Genomic DNA, 18,460 nt, shown 5'->3' with positions numbered 1-18,460 from the left:
CGCGGGCGGCTTGTGCTGGCAGGAAACAGGTGAGGGGCCGGCCGGCGAAAGCGGAGACGTCGCAGCCCAGCCTGAGGCCTGGGGCGACGTGATCCTGGCGCGCAAGGAGACCCCAACCAGCTACCATCTCTCGGTCGTGATCGACGACGCCTTGCAGGGCGTCACGGATGTGGTCAGGGGCGTTGACCTGTTCTGGTCGACCAGCGTGCATCGGCTGTTGCAGGAACTGCTTGGCTTGCCAGTGCCAGCCTACCGGCACCACCGCCTGATCCGCGATGCAGCCGGCCAGAAACTGTCGAAATCGACCCAGGCGACCGGACTCCGCGAGTTGCGGGCGGAGGGCGCGAGCCCGGCTGACGTCCGCCGCCTGGTCGGTTTGCCGTAGATCCCCGGACGAATTCGATCGCGGTTACCATCAGGGTGCGTCGTGGCGGCAGGCCGCAAACGCCGCCGTGACTCCGGTACGTCTGGCATGCCATGTTGTCGTCCGGGGCGGGGATCACTGAGACCATGGCGTCAAAATCGCGCGTACGGCGCAGCAAGCGGCCATCCAAAAGGCTGCCGCCGAAGGCACGCGCCGCCAAACCACGCACCGCCAAAATACGCGCCGCCAAGGTGGCGGCTAAGCCGGGCCGCAAACGGCCGGTGCGAAAGTCGCCTGCGAAGGCCGGTGCCGGCATGGTCGAGACGGCGCTCGCAGCCTTTGCCCATGAGGTGCGGACGCCGCTGACCGGAATCCTCGCGATCAGCAATCTGCTCGCGACGTCGGAACTTGGCGAGCGCGAGCGGCGCTGGGTCGACACCATCAAGGCCGGCGCCGAGCACTTGGCAAGCCTTGCGACCCTGTTCGTCGATGCCGCCCGCAGCGAGGGACCGGGGCTCGAGATCCGGCAGGAATTCTTCGACCTGCGCACGCTGGCGCGCCAGGCCGCGGATTCGCTGGCCGGCCGCGCGGCGGCCAAGGGATTGCAGGCCTCGGTCGAGGTCTCCGACAGGCTGCCCGCCTTCGCGGTCGGCGATCCCGTTCGCCTGCGCGCGGCGTTGGAGAACCTGATCGACAACGCCGTCAAGTTCACCGAGCAGGGCAGCATCGAGCTCAATGTCGCGCCGGTGCGCGCGGCCAAGGCCAAGAACGGTGGCAAAACCGGTGGCAGGATCGGCGTTGCCTTTGTGATTTCCGACAGCGGCATCGGCCTGACGCTGTCGGAGGTCAAGCGCCTGTTCCGGCCGTTCTCGCAGGCCAATGTCTCGATCGCCGCGCGGTTCGGCGGCGCCGGGCTCGGCCTGTCCTCGGTCCGGCAGCTCGCGCGCGCCATGGGCGGGGACGTCGTCGCGGCGCAACGCGTGGGCGGCGGGACCGTCTTCACGCTCAACGTGGTCCTGGCGCCGGCCGAAGGGCGGGCCGGAGCAATGTCGAGCGAAGGTACCGCGGCGCATGCAGCGCAGGGATTGCGGCTGCTGAGCGTCGAGGACAACCCGTTCGGCCGCGTCGTGCTCAACACGATCCTGACCGAGCTCGGTCACCACGCCGAATTCGTCGGTCAGGGCGAGGCCGCGCCGGATAAGCTCGGACAGGGCGCCTTCGACGCCGTGCTGATGGACATGGTGCTGCCGGGCATCGGCGGTGTCGAAACGATCAAGCGCATCCGCGCGCTGCCGCCGCCGCACGGCCGTATCGTGATCGTCGGGATTTCCGGCCGTGCCGAGGACGAAGCCGCCGCGCGCGCCGCCGGCGCCGACACCTTCCTGGTCAAGCCTGTTTCTCCGCGGGCACTCGCAACTGCGCTGCATGAAGCGACACGCCGTGCGGCAGCCGCGACTTGATGATCGCCGCGTTCAATTCGCCGCCGAACACGAAGATCGCGGCGATGAAATACAGGAACACCAGTGCGATGATCACCGAGGCGAGCCCCGCATACATCGTCACGTAGTTGTTGGCGAAGCGCGCCAGGTACATGCCGAAGCCGATGCCCGAGATCAGCGACGCCACCACGGTGAAAATGATGCCGGGCAGGATCTGCGTGAAGCTGCGGCGGCCCGCCGGCAGCCAGGCATGCAGGATGAACAGCGCAACCACCAGCGCCAGGATCGTGATGCCGTAACGAGCGGTGTTGAGCAGGCTCTCGTTGGATTCGACGAAGAACGGAATATAGCGCCGCGCCGCCTCGATGATCAGCGGCCCGAGCACGATCAGGAAGGCCATCGCGAGCGAGGTGAACGCCGCGACCAGCGTGTAGCCGATCGATTCCAGCCGCAGCCAGTACCAGCGCCGCGGCTCGATCACCGCATAGGCGCGGTTCAGCGCCACCCGCAGCGCCTCGACGCCGTTGGAGGCGAAGTAGACCGCAAGCACCGCGCCGATGGTCAGGATGTCGCCGCGGGTGTTGGTCAAAACGTCGTGGATCTGGCCGGACAATGCCCCGGCGACCTGATCCGGCCATACCTGCAGCAACAGCCCGACGGCCTGGTCGGCGAGCTGCTTGGAGCCGAAGAAGCCGGCCAGCGACGTCAGCACGATCAGAAACGGAAACAGCGCCATTAGGGTCGATAGCGCGATGTGGCTCGCGATCGCCCAGCCGTCGTCGGCGAGGAACGTGTAAAAGGCATCCATCACGACGTGGGTGACGTAACGAAGCTGCTTCACATTCCACCCGGCATTGTCGAAAACGGCTCGGTCCGAGAACGGGCCCAGCATCTGATATTACGCACTGAAAAGCCAGTTGGTTGCATGGCGGAGCTGTGTGGAAGTCCGTGTCCTGCGGTGTTATGTACCGCAGATGACATCTCTTCTCAGCATGATCGTTCTTCCCATCGCCGTCGGCGCCGTAGCCTTGGTGCTCCTGCTCGGCCTTATCAACATGATGAAGGGCGGCTCGCCGAACACGTCGCAGAAGCTGATGCGGCTGCGCGTGCTGCTGCAGTTCGTCGCCATCGTCATCGCGATGCTCGCGGTGTGGACGATGGGGCGTTAGAGCGTTTCGAGCGAAGTTGCGCGATTGTGCAAACCTTAGGGGATCACGGCCATGGTCGTTCTCAATCGGATCTACACGCGTACCGGCGATGACGGCACCACCGCGCTCGGCTCCGGCGAGCGGCGGCCGAAATACGATCTGCGCGTTGCCGCCTATGGCACCGTCGACGAGACCAATGCTGCGATCGGCGTGGTGCGGCTGCATCTCGCAGATAGCCCCGAGGTCGATGCGATGCTCGGCCGGATCCAGAACGATCTGTTCGATCTTGGCGCCGACCTTGCGGTGCCCGAGCGCGAGGGCAAGGCGGAGCGCCTGCGGGTGCTGGCAAGCCAGGTCGAACGGCTCGAGCGCGACATCGACAGCCTGAACGACCAGCTTGCGCCGCTGACCTCGTTCGTGCTGCCCGGCGGGACGCCCGCATCTGCATATCTGCATCTCGCCCGGACGATATGTCGCCGCGCGGAACGGATGATGGTGGAACTCGCCGCCCGGCCCGACGAGCCGGTCAATGCCGCTGGCATCCAGTATATGAACCGCCTGTCGGATTTCCTGTTCGTTGCCAGCCGCTTCCAGAACAATAAGGGGGCGGGAGACGTGTTGTGGGTGCCGGGTCAAAACCGCTAAACTGGTTCAAAACCGGGTGACGGTTTTTTGGCTTTGGCGCGTTGACCGGGGGAAACGGGACCTTTAGGTTCCGCGCCAGCCAACCGAAACCCATAAAATCAAAGCGAAAGAGGATCGATGAAGGTTCTTGTGCCGGTAAAGCGGGTCGTCGACTACAACGTCAAGGTCCGCGTCAAGAGCGACGGGACGGGCGTGGAGCTCGCCAACGTCAAGATGTCGATGAACCCGTTCGACGAGATCGCCGTCGAGGAAGCGCTGCGGCTGAAGGAAGCCGGCAAGGCGACCGAAGTGGTGGTGGTGTCGATCGGACCGGCGCAGGCCTCCGAGACCATCCGCACCGCGCTTGCGATGGGCGCCGACCGCGGCATCCTGGTCAAGGCCGAAGGCAATGTCGAACCGCTCGCCGTCGCCAAGATCCTGAAGGCGGTGGTCGACGCGGAGCAGCCCGGCCTCGTCATTCTCGGCAAGCAGGCGATCGACGACGATTCGAACCAGACCGGCCAGATGCTGGCCGCGCTGCTCGGCTGGTCGCAGGCGACCTTCGCCTCCAAGCTCGAGGTCGAAGGAAGTGACTTCAAGGTCACGCGCGAAGTCGACGGCGGCCTGCAGACCATCAAGCTGAAGGGCCCGGCGATCGTCACCACCGACCTTCGCCTCAACGAGCCGCGCTATGCGTCGCTGCCCAACATCATGAAGGCGAAGAAGAAGCCGATCGACGACAAGAGCGTCGCCGACTACGGCGTCGATGTGACGCCGCGTCTGGAAGTGCTGAAGACCGCGGAACCGGCAGGCCGCAAGGCGGGCGTCAAGGTCAAGGACGTCGCCGAACTCGTGAACAAGCTCAAGACCGAAGCCGGGGTTCTCTGATGACGACGCTGTTGATTGCCGAACACGACCACGAGACCCTGAAGGACTCGACCAACAAGGCGCTGACCGCGGCGAGCCAGCTCGGCGGCGACGTGCATGTGCTGGTTGCCGGTGGCGGCCAGGGCACCAAGGCGGCAGCGGAAGCCGCCGCCAAGCTTGCCGGCGTCACCAAGGTGCTGGTTGCCGAAGGCCCCGCCTATGAGCACGACCTCGCCGAGCCGCTGGCTGCGCTGATCGTCGCGCTTGCGCCGAACTACGACGCCTTCGTCGCGCCCGCGACCTCGCGCTTCAAGAACGTGATGCCGCGCGTCGCAGCGCTGCTCGACGTCATGCAGGTCTCGGAGATCATCAAGGTCGTCGCGCCCGACACCTATGAGCGGCCGATCTATGCCGGCAACGCGATCCAGACTGTGAAGTCCAAGGACGCCAAGAAGGTGATCACGGTCCGCACCTCGACCTTCGCCGCCGCCGGCGAAGGCGGCAGCGCGGCGATCGAGAACGCCGCATCGGCCGCCGATCCGGGCCTGTCGTCGTTCGTCGGCGAGGAAGTCGCCAAGAGCGACCGTCCGGAACTGACCTCGGCCAAGATCATCGTCTCGGGTGGCCGCGCCATGCAGAGCCGCGAGAACTTCGCCAAGTACATCGAGCCGCTCGCCGACAAGCTCGGCGCCGGCGTCGGCGCCTCGCGCGCCGCGGTCGATGCCGGCTATGCGCCGAACGACTGGCAGGTCGGCCAGACCGGCAAGGTGGTGGCCCCGGAACTTTATGTCGCGGTCGGCATCTCCGGCGCGATCCAGCATCTGGCCGGCATGAAGGACTCCAAGGTGATCGTCGCCATCAACAAGGATGAAGACGCGCCGATCTTCCAGGTCGCCGATTACGGCTTGGTCGCCGACCTCTACCAGGCGGTTCCAGAGCTCACCGAAGCGCTCGGCAAGCTCGGAAAGTAAGCGACAAGACACCGGCCGGATGGGTAAGCTCCGGCCGGTGTTACTATTTTCGAGGCAATGATCCGGAAACGTTTTTCCGAAAGGATCATGCTCGTCAGGGGAGATGGGATCGGGGCGTGATGACCTGTCATCACATCATGGTCCCGGGAAACGTTTTCCGGCGGATTGGGCAACCCGGAAGGCTTCACTTCGGGTATCGTTGGAATTGGGCAGGCGCGACATGCGCGCCGTTCCGGTGGATGACAAGATGACGGTGGCAATCAAAAAGGTCGGCGTGATCGGTTCGGGCCAGATGGGCAATGGCATTGCCCATGTGGCGGCGCTGGCCGGTTTCGACGTGGTGCTCAATGACGTGTCCGGCGACCGGCTGAAGTCGGCGCTGGCGACCATCAACGGCAATCTGACCCGCCAGGTCGCCAAGAAGGCGATCAGCGAAGGCGAGCGCAAGCAGGCACTCGACCGCATCGCCTCCGCCGAAGCGATCGATGCGCTGGCCGATTGCGACCTCGTGATCGAGACCGCGGTCGAGAAGGAAGAGACCAAGCGCAAGATCTTCCACGACGTCTGCGCGGTGCTGAAGCCGGAAGCGATCGTCGCGACCAACTCGTCGTCGATCTCGATCACAAGGCTCGCCGCCTCGACCGACCGCCCGGAGAAATTCATCGGCATTCACTTCATGAATCCGGTGCCGGCGATGGAGCTGGTCGAGCTGATCCGCGGCATCGCCACCGACGACACGACCTTCGACACCGCCAAGGCGTTCGTGGCCAAGCTCGGCAAGCAGGTCGCGGTCTCGGAGGATTTCCCCGCCTTCATCGTCAACCGCATTCTGCTGCCGATGATCAACGAGGCGATCTACACGCTGTATGAAGGCGTCGGTAACGTCGAGGCGATCGATGCCGCGATGAAGCTCGGCGCGCACCATCCGATGGGCCCGCTCGAGCTCGCCGATTTCATCGGCCTCGATACCTGCCTGTCGATCATGCAGGTGCTGCACGAAGGGCTGGCCGACTCCAAGTACCGGCCGTGTCCGCTGCTGGTGAAATACGTCGAGGCCGGCTGGCTCGGACGCAAGAGCCAGCGCGGCTTCTACGACTATCGCGGCGACAAGCCGGTGCCGACGCGGTAATCGTACGAGATTTTGCAACTGACAGGTCCACGTCGTCTTGGCCGGGACAGGCCGGGCGAGCTATGGAATGTGAGCTGCCATATGTGACAGCCTGCCTCTGCCAAAATATCGAAAACAACCCCATGCAAAGTAGCCGGCGGCGTGCCGGCTTGACACGTCGGGCAAATCAGCGGCACTATTCTATTATTCAGAAATAGTGCGGCGCGCCTCACCCCGCGGGCTACGGTACGTGGCCGTAGCGGGAGGGGGAGTATTTGCGGCTTTAGTCACTAGCTCTCTCTTCAGGTCAGTGCCCGCAACAGCGCCAGCGTCGCGGGCACGAGACCAACAATGACAGCCACACCCATTCCAAGCCCGAGCAGATGCGCTGCCAGCGCGAGGCGCCGGCTCTGTGCGTGAGGCGTCATTGCAGGGCGTCGCAGGCGCGCTTCAATCGCCTTGCGGCCGCTTCGATGGTCGCCGACGGGTTGGCGAAGCTGACGCGGATATAGGGCGACAGCCCGAGATCCTCGCCGGGAAACACCACCACATCGGCCTGCTCGAGCAGATAGGTCGAGAAATCGCGATCCGTCTCGATCGCCTTGCCGTCGGGCGCATGCTTGCCGATCACGCCGGCGCAATTGACCAGCAGATAGAACGTGCCTTCCGGCGGCACGCAGGACAGCCCGGCGCATTCATTCAGCAGTTCGGCAAAGCGATCGCGCCGCGTGCGAAGGATGGCGGCGCGTTCGCGCAGCATATCTTGCGGGCCGTCGAGCGCCGCAACGGCAGCGGCCTGGCTGATCGACGATGCACCCGACGTGGTCTGCGACTGGATCGCGATCATCTCGCGGATCAGCGCCGATGGTCCGGCGGCATAGCCGATCCGCCATGCCATCATGGCGTAGCTCTTGGCGAGGCCGCTGACGGTCAGCGTCCGCGGCTTCAGGCGCGGCTCGATCTCCGCCAGCGTCGGCGCTGGTAAGCCGTCGAACGTGATGTGCTCGTAGAGCCCGTCGGCGAGCACCCAGATATCCGGATGCCGCAACAGGACCGCGGCGATCTCGGAGAGATCCTCACGCGAATACAGCGCACCGGAGGGATTGACCGGATTGTTGAGCACGACCCAGCGCGTTCGCGGCGAGATCGCCGCCTGCAGATCCTCCGCGCGCAGCCTGAAGCCGTTGTTCTGCGCGCACGGCACCACCACTGGCGTGCCGCCTGCCAACCGGACCTGATCGAGATAGGGCGCCCAATAGGGTGCGGGGATGATCACCTCGTCGGCGGGCGCCAGCGTTGCCAGCAGCGCGTTGAACAGCGCCTGGGTCGAGCCGTTGGTGATGACGATCTCATCCAGTCGATAGTCGAGACGATGGTCGCGCAGCAGCGCGGCCTGCACCGCGCGCTTCAATTCGGGCGTGCCGTCGACATCGGTGTAGCGGGTTTCGCCGCGCAATGCCGCGTCATGCGCCGCCGCGATCACATGCTCCGGTGTCGGGAAGTCCAGGTTGCCCGACGACAGCTCGATGATGTCGCGCCCGGTGGCGCGCAGCTCGCGGGCGCGGCGGCGCAGCACCGAGGCGGGCGATGCCGTGATGCCGCGCATGCGCGGCGAGAGGATCGGTGCGGCGGTCATCGGACGTACTGCGCCTCACCGTTGCCGAACGACCAGTTCTCGGGAAGCACCTCGACGAGGTTGATGAAGACGTCCTCGGCGCGCAGGCCGGGGCTCTCCGTCAGCAGTTCGGCGATCCGTCGATAGAGCTTCTGCTTCTGCGCCACCGGGCGGGTGTTGCTGACGGTGATCTGAATGATGCCCAGATCATCGCTGCGCCTGATACCGAGGTAGTCGGCGCCATAGATGAAATCGCCGTCGTCGTGCTCGGAGACCGTCATGAAGCGATCGCCTTCCGGCACATCGAAGGTCTCGCGCATGGCGCGATAAAGGCTGTCGAGAATGGCCTTGCGGTAGGCGGCGGGCTTGCCCCGCCGCAGCGAGACACGGGTCAACGGCATGATGGTGGCTCTCCTGGCGATCGTTGCGTTCAGCCGATCCTAGGGGCTCGTTGATCATTGAAAAACGGTATGATATCGTATTTCAATGATTGCCAATTTAAATGAATGGCCATGAAGGCACTCGACGTCGAGGCGGTGCAGGCCTTCGTCCTGGTCGCCGACCTCAGCAGCTTCACGCGCGCGGCGCAGGTCATGGAGACCACGCAGTCGGCGGTCAGTTTGAAGATCAGGCGGCTGGAAGACGGGCTCGGCCGGCGGCTGCTGGAGCGCACGCCGCGGCTGGTCCGGCTGTCCGCCGAAGGTGCGGCCTTTCTCGGTGCGGCGCGTAATCTGGTAGCCGCGCATCAATCGGCGATCGGGTCGTTTGCGGTCGAGCATCGGCGGTTGGTCGTCGGCATCAGCCACCACATCGTCGGAACGGAGCTGGCCTCGCTGTTGAAGCGGATGAACGCCACCGATCCCGGCCTGGTGATCCAGCTGCACGTCGACACGTCGCGCGCGGTGCTCAGCGCATTCGACGACGGCAAGCTCGATGCTGCAATCGCGCTACGCCACGACGCCAGGCGCCGCGATGGCGACGTGCTGTTCGAAGAACCCTTTGGCTGGATGGCGGCGCCCGATTTTCACCATCGGCCGGGCGAGCCGTTGCGGCTCGCCACGCAGGCCGAGCCGTGCAGCGTGCGCGCCATGGCCGTCGAAGTTCTCGACGCCGCCGGTATCGCCTGGACCGAGGCGTTCGTCGGTGGCGGGCTTTCGACGATCGGAGCCGCGATCTCCGCAGGGCTCGCGGTCGCCGCGTTGGCGCGCCGGGTGGCACCGGCCGATACCGTCGATCTCGGGTCCCGGCTTGGTCTGCCGCCATTGCCGTCGCGCGACGTCATGCTGCACTCAAAGCTGTCGGACGCGCGGACACGGCAGGCGCTGCGCACCCTCGGCGCAGCGTTCGCGGCGAACGCGGCCTGAGCGGATACTCGAGGACGATGTGTCAGCCTGACGCGGCCTTCGATTGCCCAAGTATTAACTTTCGCGCGCTACCCCAGAGCCAGTTCCGGGAGTACCGCGCATGGACATGATGAGCATGGTGTCGAGCATCTTGTCGATGCAGCAGGGCAACCTGCAGGGCGAGATCGCGACCCGCATGACCAAGCAGAGCCTCGACGCGGAGAGGTCTGCGGTTCAGACCCTGCTCGGCAACCCCTCCACCGCAAATCTCGGGCCCGGCATCGGCGGCAATCTCAACGCCGTCGCCTGAGATCACCCGTCAGCTATCCGCGTCATTGCGAGCGAGGCGAAGCAATCCATCGCGCCGCAAGCGGGAACGTGGATTGCTTCGTCGCTACGCTCCTCGCAATGACGGGGCAGGCGCCTGGCCGGCCTCAAAGACCGCTAGAACCCCGCCGCGGCCGGCTGCAGCGCCGCCTTCACCAGCTTGATCGCATCGTCGCTCGCCCATTCGGCGGGACCGGCGATGTTGGCGATTTCGCAGCCCTTGCCGTCGACCAGTACCGAGGTCGGCATGCCCAGCGCTTTGCCTATGTTCTTAAGATCCTGAAAGACCTTGGCTTTCTGGTCGCTGAAATAGCCGAGCCTGGTCAGATTGGCTTCCTTCAGGAAGTTCTTCGGCTTGTCCGGGTCGCGGGTGTCGATGTTGATCGCGACCACCTCGAAATCCTTGCCGCCGAGCTTGGTCTGCAGGCTGTCGAGCGCCGGCATCTCCTTGCGGCAGGGCACGCACCAGGTCGCCCACAGGTTGACCAGCACGGTCTTGCCGCGCCAGTCCGAGAGCTTCTTCGGCTGGCCGTTGGCGTCCTCGAAGGTCAGGTCGGGGAGCCTCAAGGGGGTGGTCGCCATGGTCAGCGCCGCCACCTCGCCATGGGCGAGCGGGGCGATCTTCTTGGCCAGATCGACCGCGCTGTTGCAGGCGATATCGCCGCCCGCGGGGTGCCTGAGGCCGGAGACACCGACATAGCCGATCACGGCCCCGGCCAGCACGGCGCCGATCACCAGCGGGATGCGCCATCTGGCAGTCGGCTTGGCGGTCGGCTCGCTTGGGGTCGTCTCGGGCATATCGTTTGTCATCCTGGGTCAGATGTGGCTAAGCAGTGGCTAGAGCCTTTTCCGTTCCGATGGAATCGGAACGGGCTCTAGATTCTTGTTTTGACGCGTTTTCTTCACGCGAACCGGTAGCCACTTCGCTCGAAAACGCTCTAGGAATACGATCGGAACCGCCATGTTGTTTCGCCGTCTCGGCGCGGGAACAGCAAGGCTTGAAATACAAATTCGTGAGCGAGATGTCATGAGCAACAAGATGTGGGGCGGCCGGTTCTCGGAGCGTCCCGACGCGATCATGGAGGAAATCAACGTCTCCATCGACGTCGATCGTCACCTTTACGCCCAGGACATTGCCGCGTCCAAGGCCCACGCCGCGATGCTCGCCGCGCAAGGCATCATCACGTCAGCTGATGCGAAAAATATCGGCAAAGGTCTAGACACGATTTTGTCAGAAATCGGCAAGGGCGATTTCGATTTCAAGCGCGCGCTCGAGGACATTCACATGAATGTCGAGTCACGGCTGTCCGAACTGATCGGGCCCGCCGCGGGCCGGCTGCATACCGCCCGCTCGCGCAACGACCAGGTCGCGACCGATTTCCGGCTCTATGTCCGCGACACCATCGATGAGACCGATGCGGCGCTGGCCGCATTCCAGCAGGCGCTGGTCGCCCGTGCGCTCGAGCATGCCGGAACGGTCATGCCGGGCTTCACCCATTTGCAGACCGCGCAGCCGGTGACCTTCGGTCATCATCTGCTGGCCTATGTCGAGATGGCTGGTCGCGACCGTGGTCGCTTTACTGACGCGCGCAAGCGGCTGAACGAATCGCCACTGGGTGCGGCCGCGCTCGCCGGCACCTCGTTTCCGATTGACCGCACCGCGACCGCCAGGGCGCTCGGCTTCGACCGGCCGATGGCCAATTCGCTCGATGCAGTGTCCGACCGCGATTTCGTGCTGGAGACGCTGTCGGCGGCCGCGATCTGCGCGGTGCACATGTCGCGCTTCGCCGAGGAGATCGTGATCTGGACCTCGCCGCTGGTCGGTCTCGTCAAGCTCAGCGACAAGTTCACGACCGGCTCGTCGATCATGCCGCAGAAGCGCAATCCGGACGCAGCCGAACTGGTGCGCGCCAAGACCGGCCGCGTGATCGGTGCGCTCACCGCGCTCCTGATCGTGATGAAGGGCCTGCCGCTCGCCTATCAAAAGGACATGCAGGAGGACAAGCAGGGCGCGATGGAGGCGTTCGAGGCGCTGTCGCTCGCGATCCGCGCCATGACCGGCATGGTCGAGGACCTGGTGCCGGACGAGGCGAAGATGAAGGCCGCCGCCGGCGAGGGCTACGCGACCGCGACCGACCTTGCCGATTGGCTGGTGCGCACCCTGAAAATGCCGTTCCGCGACGCCCACCACGTGACCGGGCGCATCGTCGGCCTGGCCTCGAAGCAGGGCGTGGCGCTGCACGAATTACCGTTGGCGGCCATGCAGGAGGTCGAGCCGAAGATCACCGCGGAGGCGCTGAAGGTGCTCAGCGTCGAATCTTCGGTGAAGAGCCGGACCTCGTTTGGCGGCACGGCGCCGAAGAATGTGATGTCGCAGGCCAAAGCCTGGGCCAAGCGGCTGGAAAAAGAGCGAAAATTGGGCTGAACCGGAAAATTTGGCCGTGATTTCTCAGCCCTCGGCCTCTCGCCAGAGCACGCCAATGTTTGTATGGTGCCGCCCGAATTGGGGAATTCGTTGTGATTAGCAAGAACCGCCTGACCCCCTCGGGATGGGCCATCATTGTGCTGAGCGCTGCAACGCTCGCGCTCGGCGGCTGCGGCCGCAAGGGACCGCTCGACCTGCCGCCGACCGCGAACGCCGCGCCGGGCGTAGCACCGGGCGATACCGAGGCCGAGCGCGCGGCGCAGCCCAGCGTGTTCAATCCGACCTATGGCTCGGATGCCGCGCCGGCCGCGTCGAAAGGCAACAAACGGTCTTTCGTCCTCGATCCGCTGCTCGGCAACTAGTATCTGGAGCATGATCCGGAAAAGTGGGAACCGGTTTTCCGAAAAGATCATGCTCAAACAATCCAGCTTGTCATGAACCATTTCGACTATCGCAACGGCGTGCTGCATGCCGAGGCGGTCAATCTCATTGAGCTCGCGGAAGCCGTCGGCACGCCGTTCTATTGCTATTCGACCGCGACGCTGGAGCGGCACTACCGCGTCTTCACCGAAGCCTTCGCCGGAGAGAAGGCGCTGGTCTGCTATGCGATGAAGGCCAACTCCAACCAGTCGGTGCTGCGCACGCTGGCCAAGCTCGGCGCCGGCGCCGACGTGGTGTCCGGCGGCGAGTTGAAGCGGGCGCTGGCAGCCGGCATTCCGCCGTCGAAGATCGTGTTTTCGGGCGTCGGCAAGACCGAAAGCGAGCTGCGCGCCGCGCTCGCCACCGACATCCTCTGCATCAATATCGAGTCCGAGCCGGAACTCGAGATGCTGTCGCGCCTTGCGGTCGAAATGAAAAAGACCGCGCGCATCTCGGTGCGGGTCAATCCCGACGTCGACGCCGGCACCCATGCCAAGATCTCGACCGGCAAGTCCGAGAACAAGTTCGGCATTCCGATCGCGCGCGCCCGCGAGGTCTATGCCCGCGCGGCGAAGCTGCCCGGCATCAAGGTCACCGGCACCGACGTGCATATCGGCAGCCAGATCACCGATCTCGGTCCGCTAGAAGTCGCCTTCCGGCTGCTCGCCGAATTCGTGCAGACCCTGCGCGCCGACGGCCACGATATCTCGCATATCGATTTCGGCGGCGGGCTCGGCATTCCCTATTACATGGACCGCGCCGCGCCGCCGGCGCCGGATGCCTATGCCGCGATGGTCAAGCGGGTCACGCATAATCTCGGCTGCACGCTGATGTTCGAGCCGGGCCGCATGATCGTCGGCAATGCCGGCATCCTCGTTGCCCGCGTGATCCATGTGAAGCCGGGCGATGCCAAGAACTTCGTCATCATCGATGCCGCGATGAACGATTTGATCCGGCCGACGCTGTATGAGGCGCATCACGACATCTTAGCCGTGCGCCAGCCTGCGCAGGGCACGCCGACCATGGTCGCCGACGTGGTCGGCCCGGTCTGCGAGACCGGTGACTATCTCGCGCTCGACCGCGCGCTGCCGCAGCCGAAGGCCGGCGATCTCCTGGCGATCATGACCGCCGGCGCCTATGGCGCCGTGCAGTCCGGCACCTACAACACCCGGCCTCTGGTGCCGGAGGTGCTGGTCAAGGACGACCAGTATGCCGTGGTCCGCCCGCGCATCGACGTCGACGCGCTGATCGCGATGGACAAGCCCGCGCCGTGGCTGTGAGAGCCGAGGTCGCGCCTCATTAACGGTGTCGTCCCTGCGAAAGCAGGGACCCATAACCACCGCTCTTGCTTATTGTACTGAGCTGGGCTCCAGCTCAGCTAAATCACAAACGCCTGTGGTTATGGGTCCCGGGTCGCGCTTCGCTTGCCCGGGACGACGGCGGCTATTTGTCGACCGCCTTACTTCGCGGCGTGAGCTCCGCCCTTAGCCCCACCGACGATCACACCCGCGGCCTTCTCGATCGGCTTGATCGCAGCCGTAAAGTCCGACTCCGGTCCCTCGTCACGGATGATGACTTCCCAGAGCCGGCCGACCGCCTCGGCGACTTCCATCGAAAGCCCGAGCGAGCGCATTTCCTCGACCGCGAGCCGCACGTCCTTCACCATCAGCCCGGTGGCGAAGCCGAAGTCGAAGCTGCGCGGCAGCACCGAGCGCGGAAACTTGTCGCGGCTCGCGGTGTTCAGCCCGGAGCCGGCATTGATGACATCGATCATCACGGCCGGATCGAGCCCGGACTTCACGCCCATCACCACAGCTTCCGAGGTCGCGACCATCGCGGTCGCCGACAGGAAGTTGTTGGCGAGCTTCATGGTCTGGCCGGAGCCCGGCTTGGTGCCGATGAAGAACACCTTGCCGATCACGTCGAGCGCGCCCTTCACCAGCTCGAAATCGGCGCGCGGGCCCGACACCATCACCGCCAGCGTGCCCTTCTCGGCGCCGGAGACGCCGCCGGAGACCGGGCTGTCGATCTGCACGATGTTCTTCTTGGCCAGGAGATCGTGGATCTTGACCGCCATCTGCGAGCCGACGGTGGAGAGATCGATGAAGCGCTTGACGCGCTTGCCCTCGATCACGCCGCCGGCGCCGGTTGCGACCTCGAGCGAGGCCTGCAGCGAGGGCAGGCTCGCCATCACGGTCTCTACGCGGTCGGCGACGTCGCTGGGCGACGTTGCTGCCTCAGCGCCGCGCGCAACGAGCTGGTCGACGACGTCCTTGCGGGTGTCGAACACGGTGAGCTCGTGGCCGGCCTCGATCAGCCGGCGCGCCATCGGGAAGCCCATCTTCCCGAGGCCGATGAATCCGATTTCCATGGTGTTGTTTCCTCTCTTCGTCGTTATGCGCGAAGCAGTTTCTCCTTCACTCGATGTCGTCCCTGCGGAAGCAGGGACCCATAACCCCAGGCCTGCATTGTTCGGTTCAGCTGGAGCCACAGCCGTCGTAGCGACGACGAGCTGTGGTTATGGGTCCCGGCTCGCGCGGAGCCTGTCATCGGGCGGCGCTTCGCGCCGACCCGTGGCTTGGCCGGGACGACAACGAGTGGAGTTTGCTCACGCCTTGTTGTCGAGTTCGGCGAACACTTCGCGCGCGATGCGGAAGCTGTCGACGCCGGCCGGGATGCCGGCATAGATCGAGACCTGCATGAAGATCTCGCGGATCTCGTCGCGGGAGACGCCGTTGGTCAGCGCGCCCTTGATGTGCGCCTTCAACTCGTGCGGCCGGTTCAGGATCGAGATCATGGCGAGGTTGAGCATGCTGCGCGTCTTGCGCGGCAGCTCCTCGCGGCCCCACACCGCGCCCCAGCAATATTCAGTGACGAGTTCCTGGAACGGCTTGTTGAAGCTGTCCGAGTTCTTCAGCGCATTGTTGACATAGGCCTCGCCGAGCACCGCCTTGCGGATTTCGAGCCCCTTGTCGTGCGTCTTCTGGTCCATATCGTTTCCTCATGCTTAAGGCGTTGGGTCGGGCCGGGAAGTTACGGGGTCGCACCGCCGCAGTCACGCCTTCGTGTTATGCGTATTTCCCGGTGTGGGTTACGTCGGGGAACGGGTGCCTCAAAGCCGCCGCCGTGCTAGGCTGACCTGCCGGCTACCCCGGAGATTTCGTTGAGCGGAGCCAACATCGACCCGTCTGACAACGCCTCACGCGCCGTCCCCGACAGCGATGCGATCGCGCGTTTGAAGCTGACCGAGGCTCTGCAGCGGGCAAAATTCGCGATTGCGTGGGAACGGGCCTGGCCGCATCTGGCGCGGTTCCTGACAGTTGCAGGATTGTTCCTGGTCGCATCCTGGGCCGGGCTGTGGCTGGTGCTGCCGTTTGCCGCACGCGTGGCCGGTGCCGGCCTGTTCGGCCTTGCCGGGCTCGCAGCATTGTCGCCGCTGGTGCGCTTCCGCTGGCCGAGCCGCGAGGAGGGCCTGAGCCGGCTCGACCGCGGCGCCGGCATCCGCCATCGTCCGGCGACCACGCTCTCCGACACGCTCACCAACAAGGACCCGTTTGCGCTGGCACTGTGGCAGGCGCAGCGCGAGCGCACGCTGGCCTCGATCAAGCGCATCCGCGCCGGCCTGCCGCGGCCGCGCGTCTCGCTGCACGATCCCTGGGCGCTGCGCGCGCTGGTCATCGTGATGCTGGTCGCGAGCTATGTCGCGGCCGGCGACGAACGCGGCCTGCGGGTCGCCTCCGCGTTCGACTGGAACGGCATCATGGCGCCGGCCAATATCCGGGTCGATGCCTGGGTGACGCCGCCGAACTACACCGGCAAGCCGCCGATCATCCTGTCCAACGCCAACAAAGACGCCAACGCGGCCGACACCACCCCGCTCGCGGTTCCCTCGGGCAGCACGCTGCTGGTGCGCTCGAGCGGCGGCACCATCGACGTCGTGGTCGGTGGCGGCGTCAACGAGGTCGCGCCGGAGGGGCAGGCGCCCAAGGGCACCAATGAACGGCATTTCAAGATCACCGGCGACGGCACCGCGCATGTCCGCGCGCCGGCCGGCCAGCCGCAGTGGAAGTTCACCGCGACGCCGGACCGCCCGCCGTCGATTGCGCTCGCCAAGGATCCGGAGCGGCAGGCGCGTGGCGCCTTGCAGATGTCCTACCGGCTCGAAGACGATTACGGCGTGACCGAAGCGCGCGCGCAATTCGCGCCGCGGCCGGGCGATGCTGCGAAGGATGCCGACGGCAAGACGACGCAGCCGCGTCCGCTGTTCGAGCCGCCGCAATTCGCGCTGGTGCTGCCGAATGCGCGCACCCGCAACGGCGTCGGCCAGACCGTCAAGGACCTCAGCGAGGATCCCTATGCCGGTGCCGACGTGACGCTGACGCTGACCGCCAAGGATGAAGCCGGCAATGAGGGCAAGAGCGAGCCCTTCAACATGCGGCTGCCCGAGCGCCTGTTCACCAAGCCGTTGGCGCGCGCGCTGATCGAGCAGCGTCGGATCCTTGCGCTCGATGCCAACCAGAACGGGCAGGTCTACGCCGCGCTCGACGCGCTGATGATCGCGCCTGAAATGTTCATGCCGGAGACCGGCTATTATCTCGGCCTGCACACCGTGGCCCGCCAGCTCGAGGCGGCCCGCACCGACGATCAGCTGCGTGAGGTCGTCGCCAGCCTGTGGTCGCTCGCCGTCACCATCGAGGACGGCAACATCAGTGATGTCGACAAGGCGCTGCGCGCGGCGCAGGACGCGCTCAAGCAGGCGCTGGAACGCGGCGCGACCGACGAGGAGATCAAGAAGCTCACCGACAATCTGCGCGCGGCGCTGGACAATTTCCTGCGCCAGATGGTCGAGCAGTTCCGCAACAATCCGCAGCAGCTCGCCCGGCCGCTCGATCCCAATGCCAAGGTGCTGAGCCAGCAGGATCTCAAGAACATGCTCGATCGCATGGAGCGGCTGTCGCGCTCCGGCGACAAGGATGCGGCGCGGCAGCTGCTCGAGCAGATGCAGCAGATGCTGGAAAACCTGCAGATGGCGCAGCCCAATCAGGGCGACGACGACATGCAGCAGTCGCTCAACGAGCTCGGCGACATGATCCGCAAGCAGCAGCAATTGCGCGACAAGACCTTCAAGCAGGGCCAGGATTCCCGCCGCGATCGCATGCGCGGCAAGCAGGGCGACCAGTCGATGGGCGATCTGCAACAGGATCAGCAGGCGCTGCGCGACCGCCTGAAGAAGTTGCAGGAAGAGCTCGCCAAGCGCGGCATGGGTCCGGATCAGCGCGGCCAGAAGGGCCAGCAGGGGCAGAAGGGTCAGGGCCAGAAGGGCGATCAGGCGCAGCAGGGCGACCAGGGCGGCGATCAGGGCGATGACGGCGACGGGCTCGACCAGGCCGATTCCGCGATGGGCGATGCATCGGGCCGGCTCGGCGAGGGCAATGCCGACGGCGCGGTGGATTCGCAAGGCCGCGCGCTGGACGCGCTGCGCAAGGGCGCGCAGAGCCTTGCCGACGCGATGCAGCAGGGCGACGGCGACCAGCCGGGCGATAGCCCCGGCAACCGCGCCGGTCGCCAGCAGAGCGGCGGCAACCAGACCGATCCGCTCGGCCGGCCGCTGCACGGCCGTGAATTCGGCGACGATTACACCGTGAAGATTCCCGGCGAGATCGACGTCCAGCGCGTCCGCCGCATCCTCGAAGAGCTGCGCCGCCGCCTCGCCGATCCGTCACGGCCGCAGATCGAGCTCGACTATATCGAGCGCCTGCTGAAGGATTACTAGTCCCAGCATCATCTCCACTGTCATCGCCCGGCCTGT

Annotated in this window: 20 protein-coding genes; 13 read left to right on the top strand and 7 right to left on the bottom strand. The window is 65.4% G+C overall.

Annotated elements, in window-relative coordinates; all coding sequences use genetic code 11:
- Both H8A95_RS07375 and H8A95_RS07370 read left to right on the top strand, forming a co-directional pair.
- On the top strand, nt 1-385 hold a 385-nt coding region (locus tag H8A95_RS07375; protein ID WP_229182564.1), incomplete at its 5' end, for a glutamate--tRNA ligase family protein.
- Between the two features lie 125 nt (nt 386-510).
- Nucleotides 511-1,824, top strand: coding sequence for an ATP-binding protein (locus H8A95_RS07370; RefSeq protein ID WP_229182563.1), 1,314 nt, complete (start codon nt 511-513; stop codon nt 1,822-1,824).
- On the opposite strand, the gene H8A95_RS07365 is transcribed toward H8A95_RS07370, so the two are convergent.
- Entirely contained in the window at nt 1,751-2,611 is an 861-nt protein-coding gene (locus tag H8A95_RS07365) for a YihY/virulence factor BrkB family protein (RefSeq protein WP_420839344.1), read from the bottom strand. The two genes, H8A95_RS07370 and H8A95_RS07365, sit on opposite strands and share 74 nt — an antisense overlap.
- A gap of 166 nt (nt 2,612-2,777) precedes the next feature.
- On the opposite strand from H8A95_RS07365, the gene H8A95_RS07360 reads away from it, so the two are divergent.
- The 5 genes from H8A95_RS07360 to H8A95_RS07340 all read left to right on the top strand — a co-directional run bounded on the left by H8A95_RS07360 (nt 2,778) and on the right by H8A95_RS07340 (nt 6,542).
- Nucleotides 2,778-2,972, top strand: a complete 195-nt coding sequence (locus H8A95_RS07360) for a twin transmembrane helix small protein (protein ID WP_229182561.1) — start codon at nt 2,778-2,780, stop codon at nt 2,970-2,972.
- 51 nt (nt 2,973-3,023) lie between these two features.
- Complete coding sequence (locus tag H8A95_RS07355) at nt 3,024-3,596, top strand: cob(I)yrinic acid a,c-diamide adenosyltransferase (RefSeq protein ID WP_163163018.1); 573 nt, start codon at nt 3,024-3,026, stop codon at nt 3,594-3,596.
- A gap of 117 nt (nt 3,597-3,713) precedes the next feature.
- Nucleotides 3,714-4,463: an electron transfer flavoprotein subunit beta/FixA family protein gene (locus H8A95_RS07350; RefSeq protein ID WP_229182560.1), complete on the top strand. Its 750-nt coding sequence runs from the start codon at nt 3,714-3,716 to the stop codon at nt 4,461-4,463.
- Nucleotides 4,463-5,413, top strand: coding sequence for an electron transfer flavoprotein subunit alpha/FixB family protein (locus H8A95_RS07345; RefSeq protein ID WP_229182559.1), 951 nt, complete (start codon nt 4,463-4,465; stop codon nt 5,411-5,413). The genes H8A95_RS07350 and H8A95_RS07345 overlap by 1 nt, the downstream gene beginning before the upstream one ends.
- A 247-nt stretch (nt 5,414-5,660) precedes the next feature.
- Nucleotides 5,661-6,542, top strand: coding sequence for a 3-hydroxybutyryl-CoA dehydrogenase (locus tag H8A95_RS07340; RefSeq protein ID WP_229182558.1), 882 nt, complete (start codon nt 5,661-5,663; stop codon nt 6,540-6,542).
- 281 nt (nt 6,543-6,823) lie between these two features.
- Here H8A95_RS07340 and H8A95_RS43735 read toward each other — a convergent pair whose 3' ends face one another.
- The 3 genes from H8A95_RS43735 to H8A95_RS07330 are packed head-to-tail and all read right to left on the bottom strand — an operon-like array spanning nt 6,824 to nt 8,537.
- Entirely contained in the window at nt 6,824-6,949 is a 126-nt protein-coding gene (locus H8A95_RS43735) for a hypothetical protein (protein ID WP_274617388.1), read from the bottom strand.
- Nucleotides 6,946-8,157 (bottom strand): pyridoxal phosphate-dependent aminotransferase, encoded by a 1,212-nt coding sequence (locus H8A95_RS07335; protein WP_229182557.1) that lies wholly within the window; start codon nt 8,155-8,157, stop codon nt 6,946-6,948. The genes H8A95_RS43735 and H8A95_RS07335 overlap by 4 nt, the downstream gene beginning before the upstream one ends.
- On the bottom strand, nt 8,154-8,537 hold the full coding sequence (locus H8A95_RS07330; protein WP_229182556.1) for a tautomerase family protein: 384 nt from the start codon (nt 8,535-8,537) through the stop codon (nt 8,154-8,156). The genes H8A95_RS07335 and H8A95_RS07330 overlap by 4 nt, the downstream gene beginning before the upstream one ends.
- A 105-nt stretch (nt 8,538-8,642) precedes the next feature.
- Here H8A95_RS07330 and H8A95_RS07325 point away from each other — a divergent pair, with 105 nt between their 5' ends.
- Both H8A95_RS07325 and H8A95_RS07320 read left to right on the top strand, forming a co-directional pair.
- Nucleotides 8,643-9,500, top strand: coding sequence for a LysR substrate-binding domain-containing protein (locus tag H8A95_RS07325; protein WP_229182555.1), 858 nt, complete (start codon nt 8,643-8,645; stop codon nt 9,498-9,500).
- Between the two features lie 100 nt (nt 9,501-9,600).
- Nucleotides 9,601-9,789 (top strand): putative motility protein, encoded by a 189-nt coding sequence (locus tag H8A95_RS07320; protein ID WP_229182554.1) that lies wholly within the window; start codon nt 9,601-9,603, stop codon nt 9,787-9,789.
- A gap of 134 nt (nt 9,790-9,923) precedes the next feature.
- On the opposite strand, the gene tlpA is transcribed toward H8A95_RS07320, so the two are convergent.
- Entirely contained in the window at nt 9,924-10,604 is a 681-nt protein-coding gene (gene tlpA / locus H8A95_RS07315; protein ID WP_338027789.1) for a thiol:disulfide interchange protein TlpA, read from the bottom strand.
- Between the two features lie 229 nt (nt 10,605-10,833).
- Here tlpA and argH point away from each other — a divergent pair, with 229 nt between their 5' ends.
- The 3 genes from argH (at nt 10,834) to lysA (ending at nt 13,931) form a co-directional block, all read left to right on the top strand.
- On the top strand, nt 10,834-12,231 hold the full coding sequence (gene argH / locus H8A95_RS07310) for an argininosuccinate lyase (RefSeq protein ID WP_229182552.1): 1,398 nt from the start codon (nt 10,834-10,836) through the stop codon (nt 12,229-12,231).
- Between the two features lie 92 nt (nt 12,232-12,323).
- Nucleotides 12,324-12,593, top strand: coding sequence for an LPS translocon maturation chaperone LptM (gene lptM, locus H8A95_RS07305; RefSeq protein WP_229182551.1), 270 nt, complete (start codon nt 12,324-12,326; stop codon nt 12,591-12,593).
- A gap of 72 nt (nt 12,594-12,665) precedes the next feature.
- Nucleotides 12,666-13,931, top strand: coding sequence for a diaminopimelate decarboxylase (lysA, locus tag H8A95_RS07300; RefSeq protein WP_229182550.1), 1,266 nt, complete (start codon nt 12,666-12,668; stop codon nt 13,929-13,931).
- A gap of 179 nt (nt 13,932-14,110) precedes the next feature.
- On the opposite strand, the gene H8A95_RS07295 is transcribed toward lysA, so the two are convergent.
- Nucleotides 14,111-15,022 carry an NAD(P)-dependent oxidoreductase gene (locus tag H8A95_RS07295; protein WP_229182549.1) on the bottom strand — a complete coding sequence of 304 codons (912 nt, stop codon included), beginning with the start codon at nt 15,020-15,022 and terminating at the stop codon, nt 14,111-14,113.
- 237 nt (nt 15,023-15,259) lie between these two features.
- Entirely contained in the window at nt 15,260-15,643 is a 384-nt protein-coding gene (locus tag H8A95_RS07290; RefSeq protein WP_018268955.1) for a carboxymuconolactone decarboxylase family protein, read from the bottom strand.
- A gap of 171 nt (nt 15,644-15,814) precedes the next feature.
- Between H8A95_RS07290 and H8A95_RS07285 the strand changes: the two genes are divergently transcribed.
- Nucleotides 15,815-18,424, top strand: coding sequence for a TIGR02302 family protein (locus H8A95_RS07285; protein ID WP_229182548.1), 2,610 nt, complete (start codon nt 15,815-15,817; stop codon nt 18,422-18,424).
- The last annotated feature ends 36 nt before the right edge of the window (nt 18,425-18,460 follow it).

Origin of the sequence: Bradyrhizobium oropedii, assembly GCF_020889685.1 — a bacterium.
In the GTDB taxonomy this organism is placed as follows: domain Bacteria; phylum Pseudomonadota; class Alphaproteobacteria; order Rhizobiales; family Xanthobacteraceae; genus Bradyrhizobium; species Bradyrhizobium oropedii.
This window is presented reverse-complemented; position numbering and strand designations above follow the sequence as displayed.

What these genes read in the sequence shown, in the direction of transcription:
- H8A95_RS07350 (WP_229182560.1), top strand. Translation starts at nt 3,714, where the DNA reads ATGAAGGTTCTTGTGCCGGTAAAGCGGGTCGTCGACTACAACGTCAAG.
- H8A95_RS07325 (WP_229182555.1), top strand. Translation starts at nt 8,643, where the DNA reads ATGGCCATGAAGGCACTCGACGTCGAGGCGGTGCAGGCCTTCGTCCTG.
- lysA (WP_229182550.1), top strand. Translation starts at nt 12,666, where the DNA reads ATGAACCATTTCGACTATCGCAACGGCGTGCTGCATGCCGAGGCGGTC.
- H8A95_RS07335 (WP_229182557.1), bottom strand. Translation starts at nt 8,157, where the DNA reads ATGACCGCCGCACCGATCCTCTCGCCGCGCATGCGCGGCATCACGGCA.
- H8A95_RS07345 (WP_229182559.1), top strand. Translation starts at nt 4,463, where the DNA reads ATGACGACGCTGTTGATTGCCGAACACGACCACGAGACCCTGAAGGAC.
- H8A95_RS07320 (WP_229182554.1), top strand. Translation starts at nt 9,601, where the DNA reads ATGGACATGATGAGCATGGTGTCGAGCATCTTGTCGATGCAGCAGGGC.
- H8A95_RS07365 (WP_420839344.1), bottom strand. Translation starts at nt 2,611, where the DNA reads ATGGATGCCTTTTACACGTTCCTCGCCGACGACGGCTGGGCGATCGCG.
- H8A95_RS07295 (WP_229182549.1), bottom strand. Translation starts at nt 15,022, where the DNA reads ATGGAAATCGGATTCATCGGCCTCGGGAAGATGGGCTTCCCGATGGCG.
- argH (WP_229182552.1), top strand. Translation starts at nt 10,834, where the DNA reads ATGAGCAACAAGATGTGGGGCGGCCGGTTCTCGGAGCGTCCCGACGCG.
- H8A95_RS43735 (WP_274617388.1), bottom strand. Translation starts at nt 6,949, where the DNA reads ATGACGCCTCACGCACAGAGCCGGCGCCTCGCGCTGGCAGCGCATCTG.
- tlpA (WP_338027789.1), bottom strand. Translation starts at nt 10,604, where the DNA reads ATGCCCGAGACGACCCCAAGCGAGCCGACCGCCAAGCCGACTGCCAGA.
- H8A95_RS07290 (WP_018268955.1), bottom strand. Translation starts at nt 15,643, where the DNA reads ATGGACCAGAAGACGCACGACAAGGGGCTCGAAATCCGCAAGGCGGTG.
- H8A95_RS07355 (WP_163163018.1), top strand. Translation starts at nt 3,024, where the DNA reads ATGGTCGTTCTCAATCGGATCTACACGCGTACCGGCGATGACGGCACC.
- H8A95_RS07370 (WP_229182563.1), top strand. Translation starts at nt 511, where the DNA reads ATGGCGTCAAAATCGCGCGTACGGCGCAGCAAGCGGCCATCCAAAAGG.
- H8A95_RS07360 (WP_229182561.1), top strand. Translation starts at nt 2,778, where the DNA reads ATGACATCTCTTCTCAGCATGATCGTTCTTCCCATCGCCGTCGGCGCC.
- H8A95_RS07330 (WP_229182556.1), bottom strand. Translation starts at nt 8,537, where the DNA reads ATGCCGTTGACCCGTGTCTCGCTGCGGCGGGGCAAGCCCGCCGCCTAC.
- H8A95_RS07340 (WP_229182558.1), top strand. Translation starts at nt 5,661, where the DNA reads ATGACGGTGGCAATCAAAAAGGTCGGCGTGATCGGTTCGGGCCAGATG.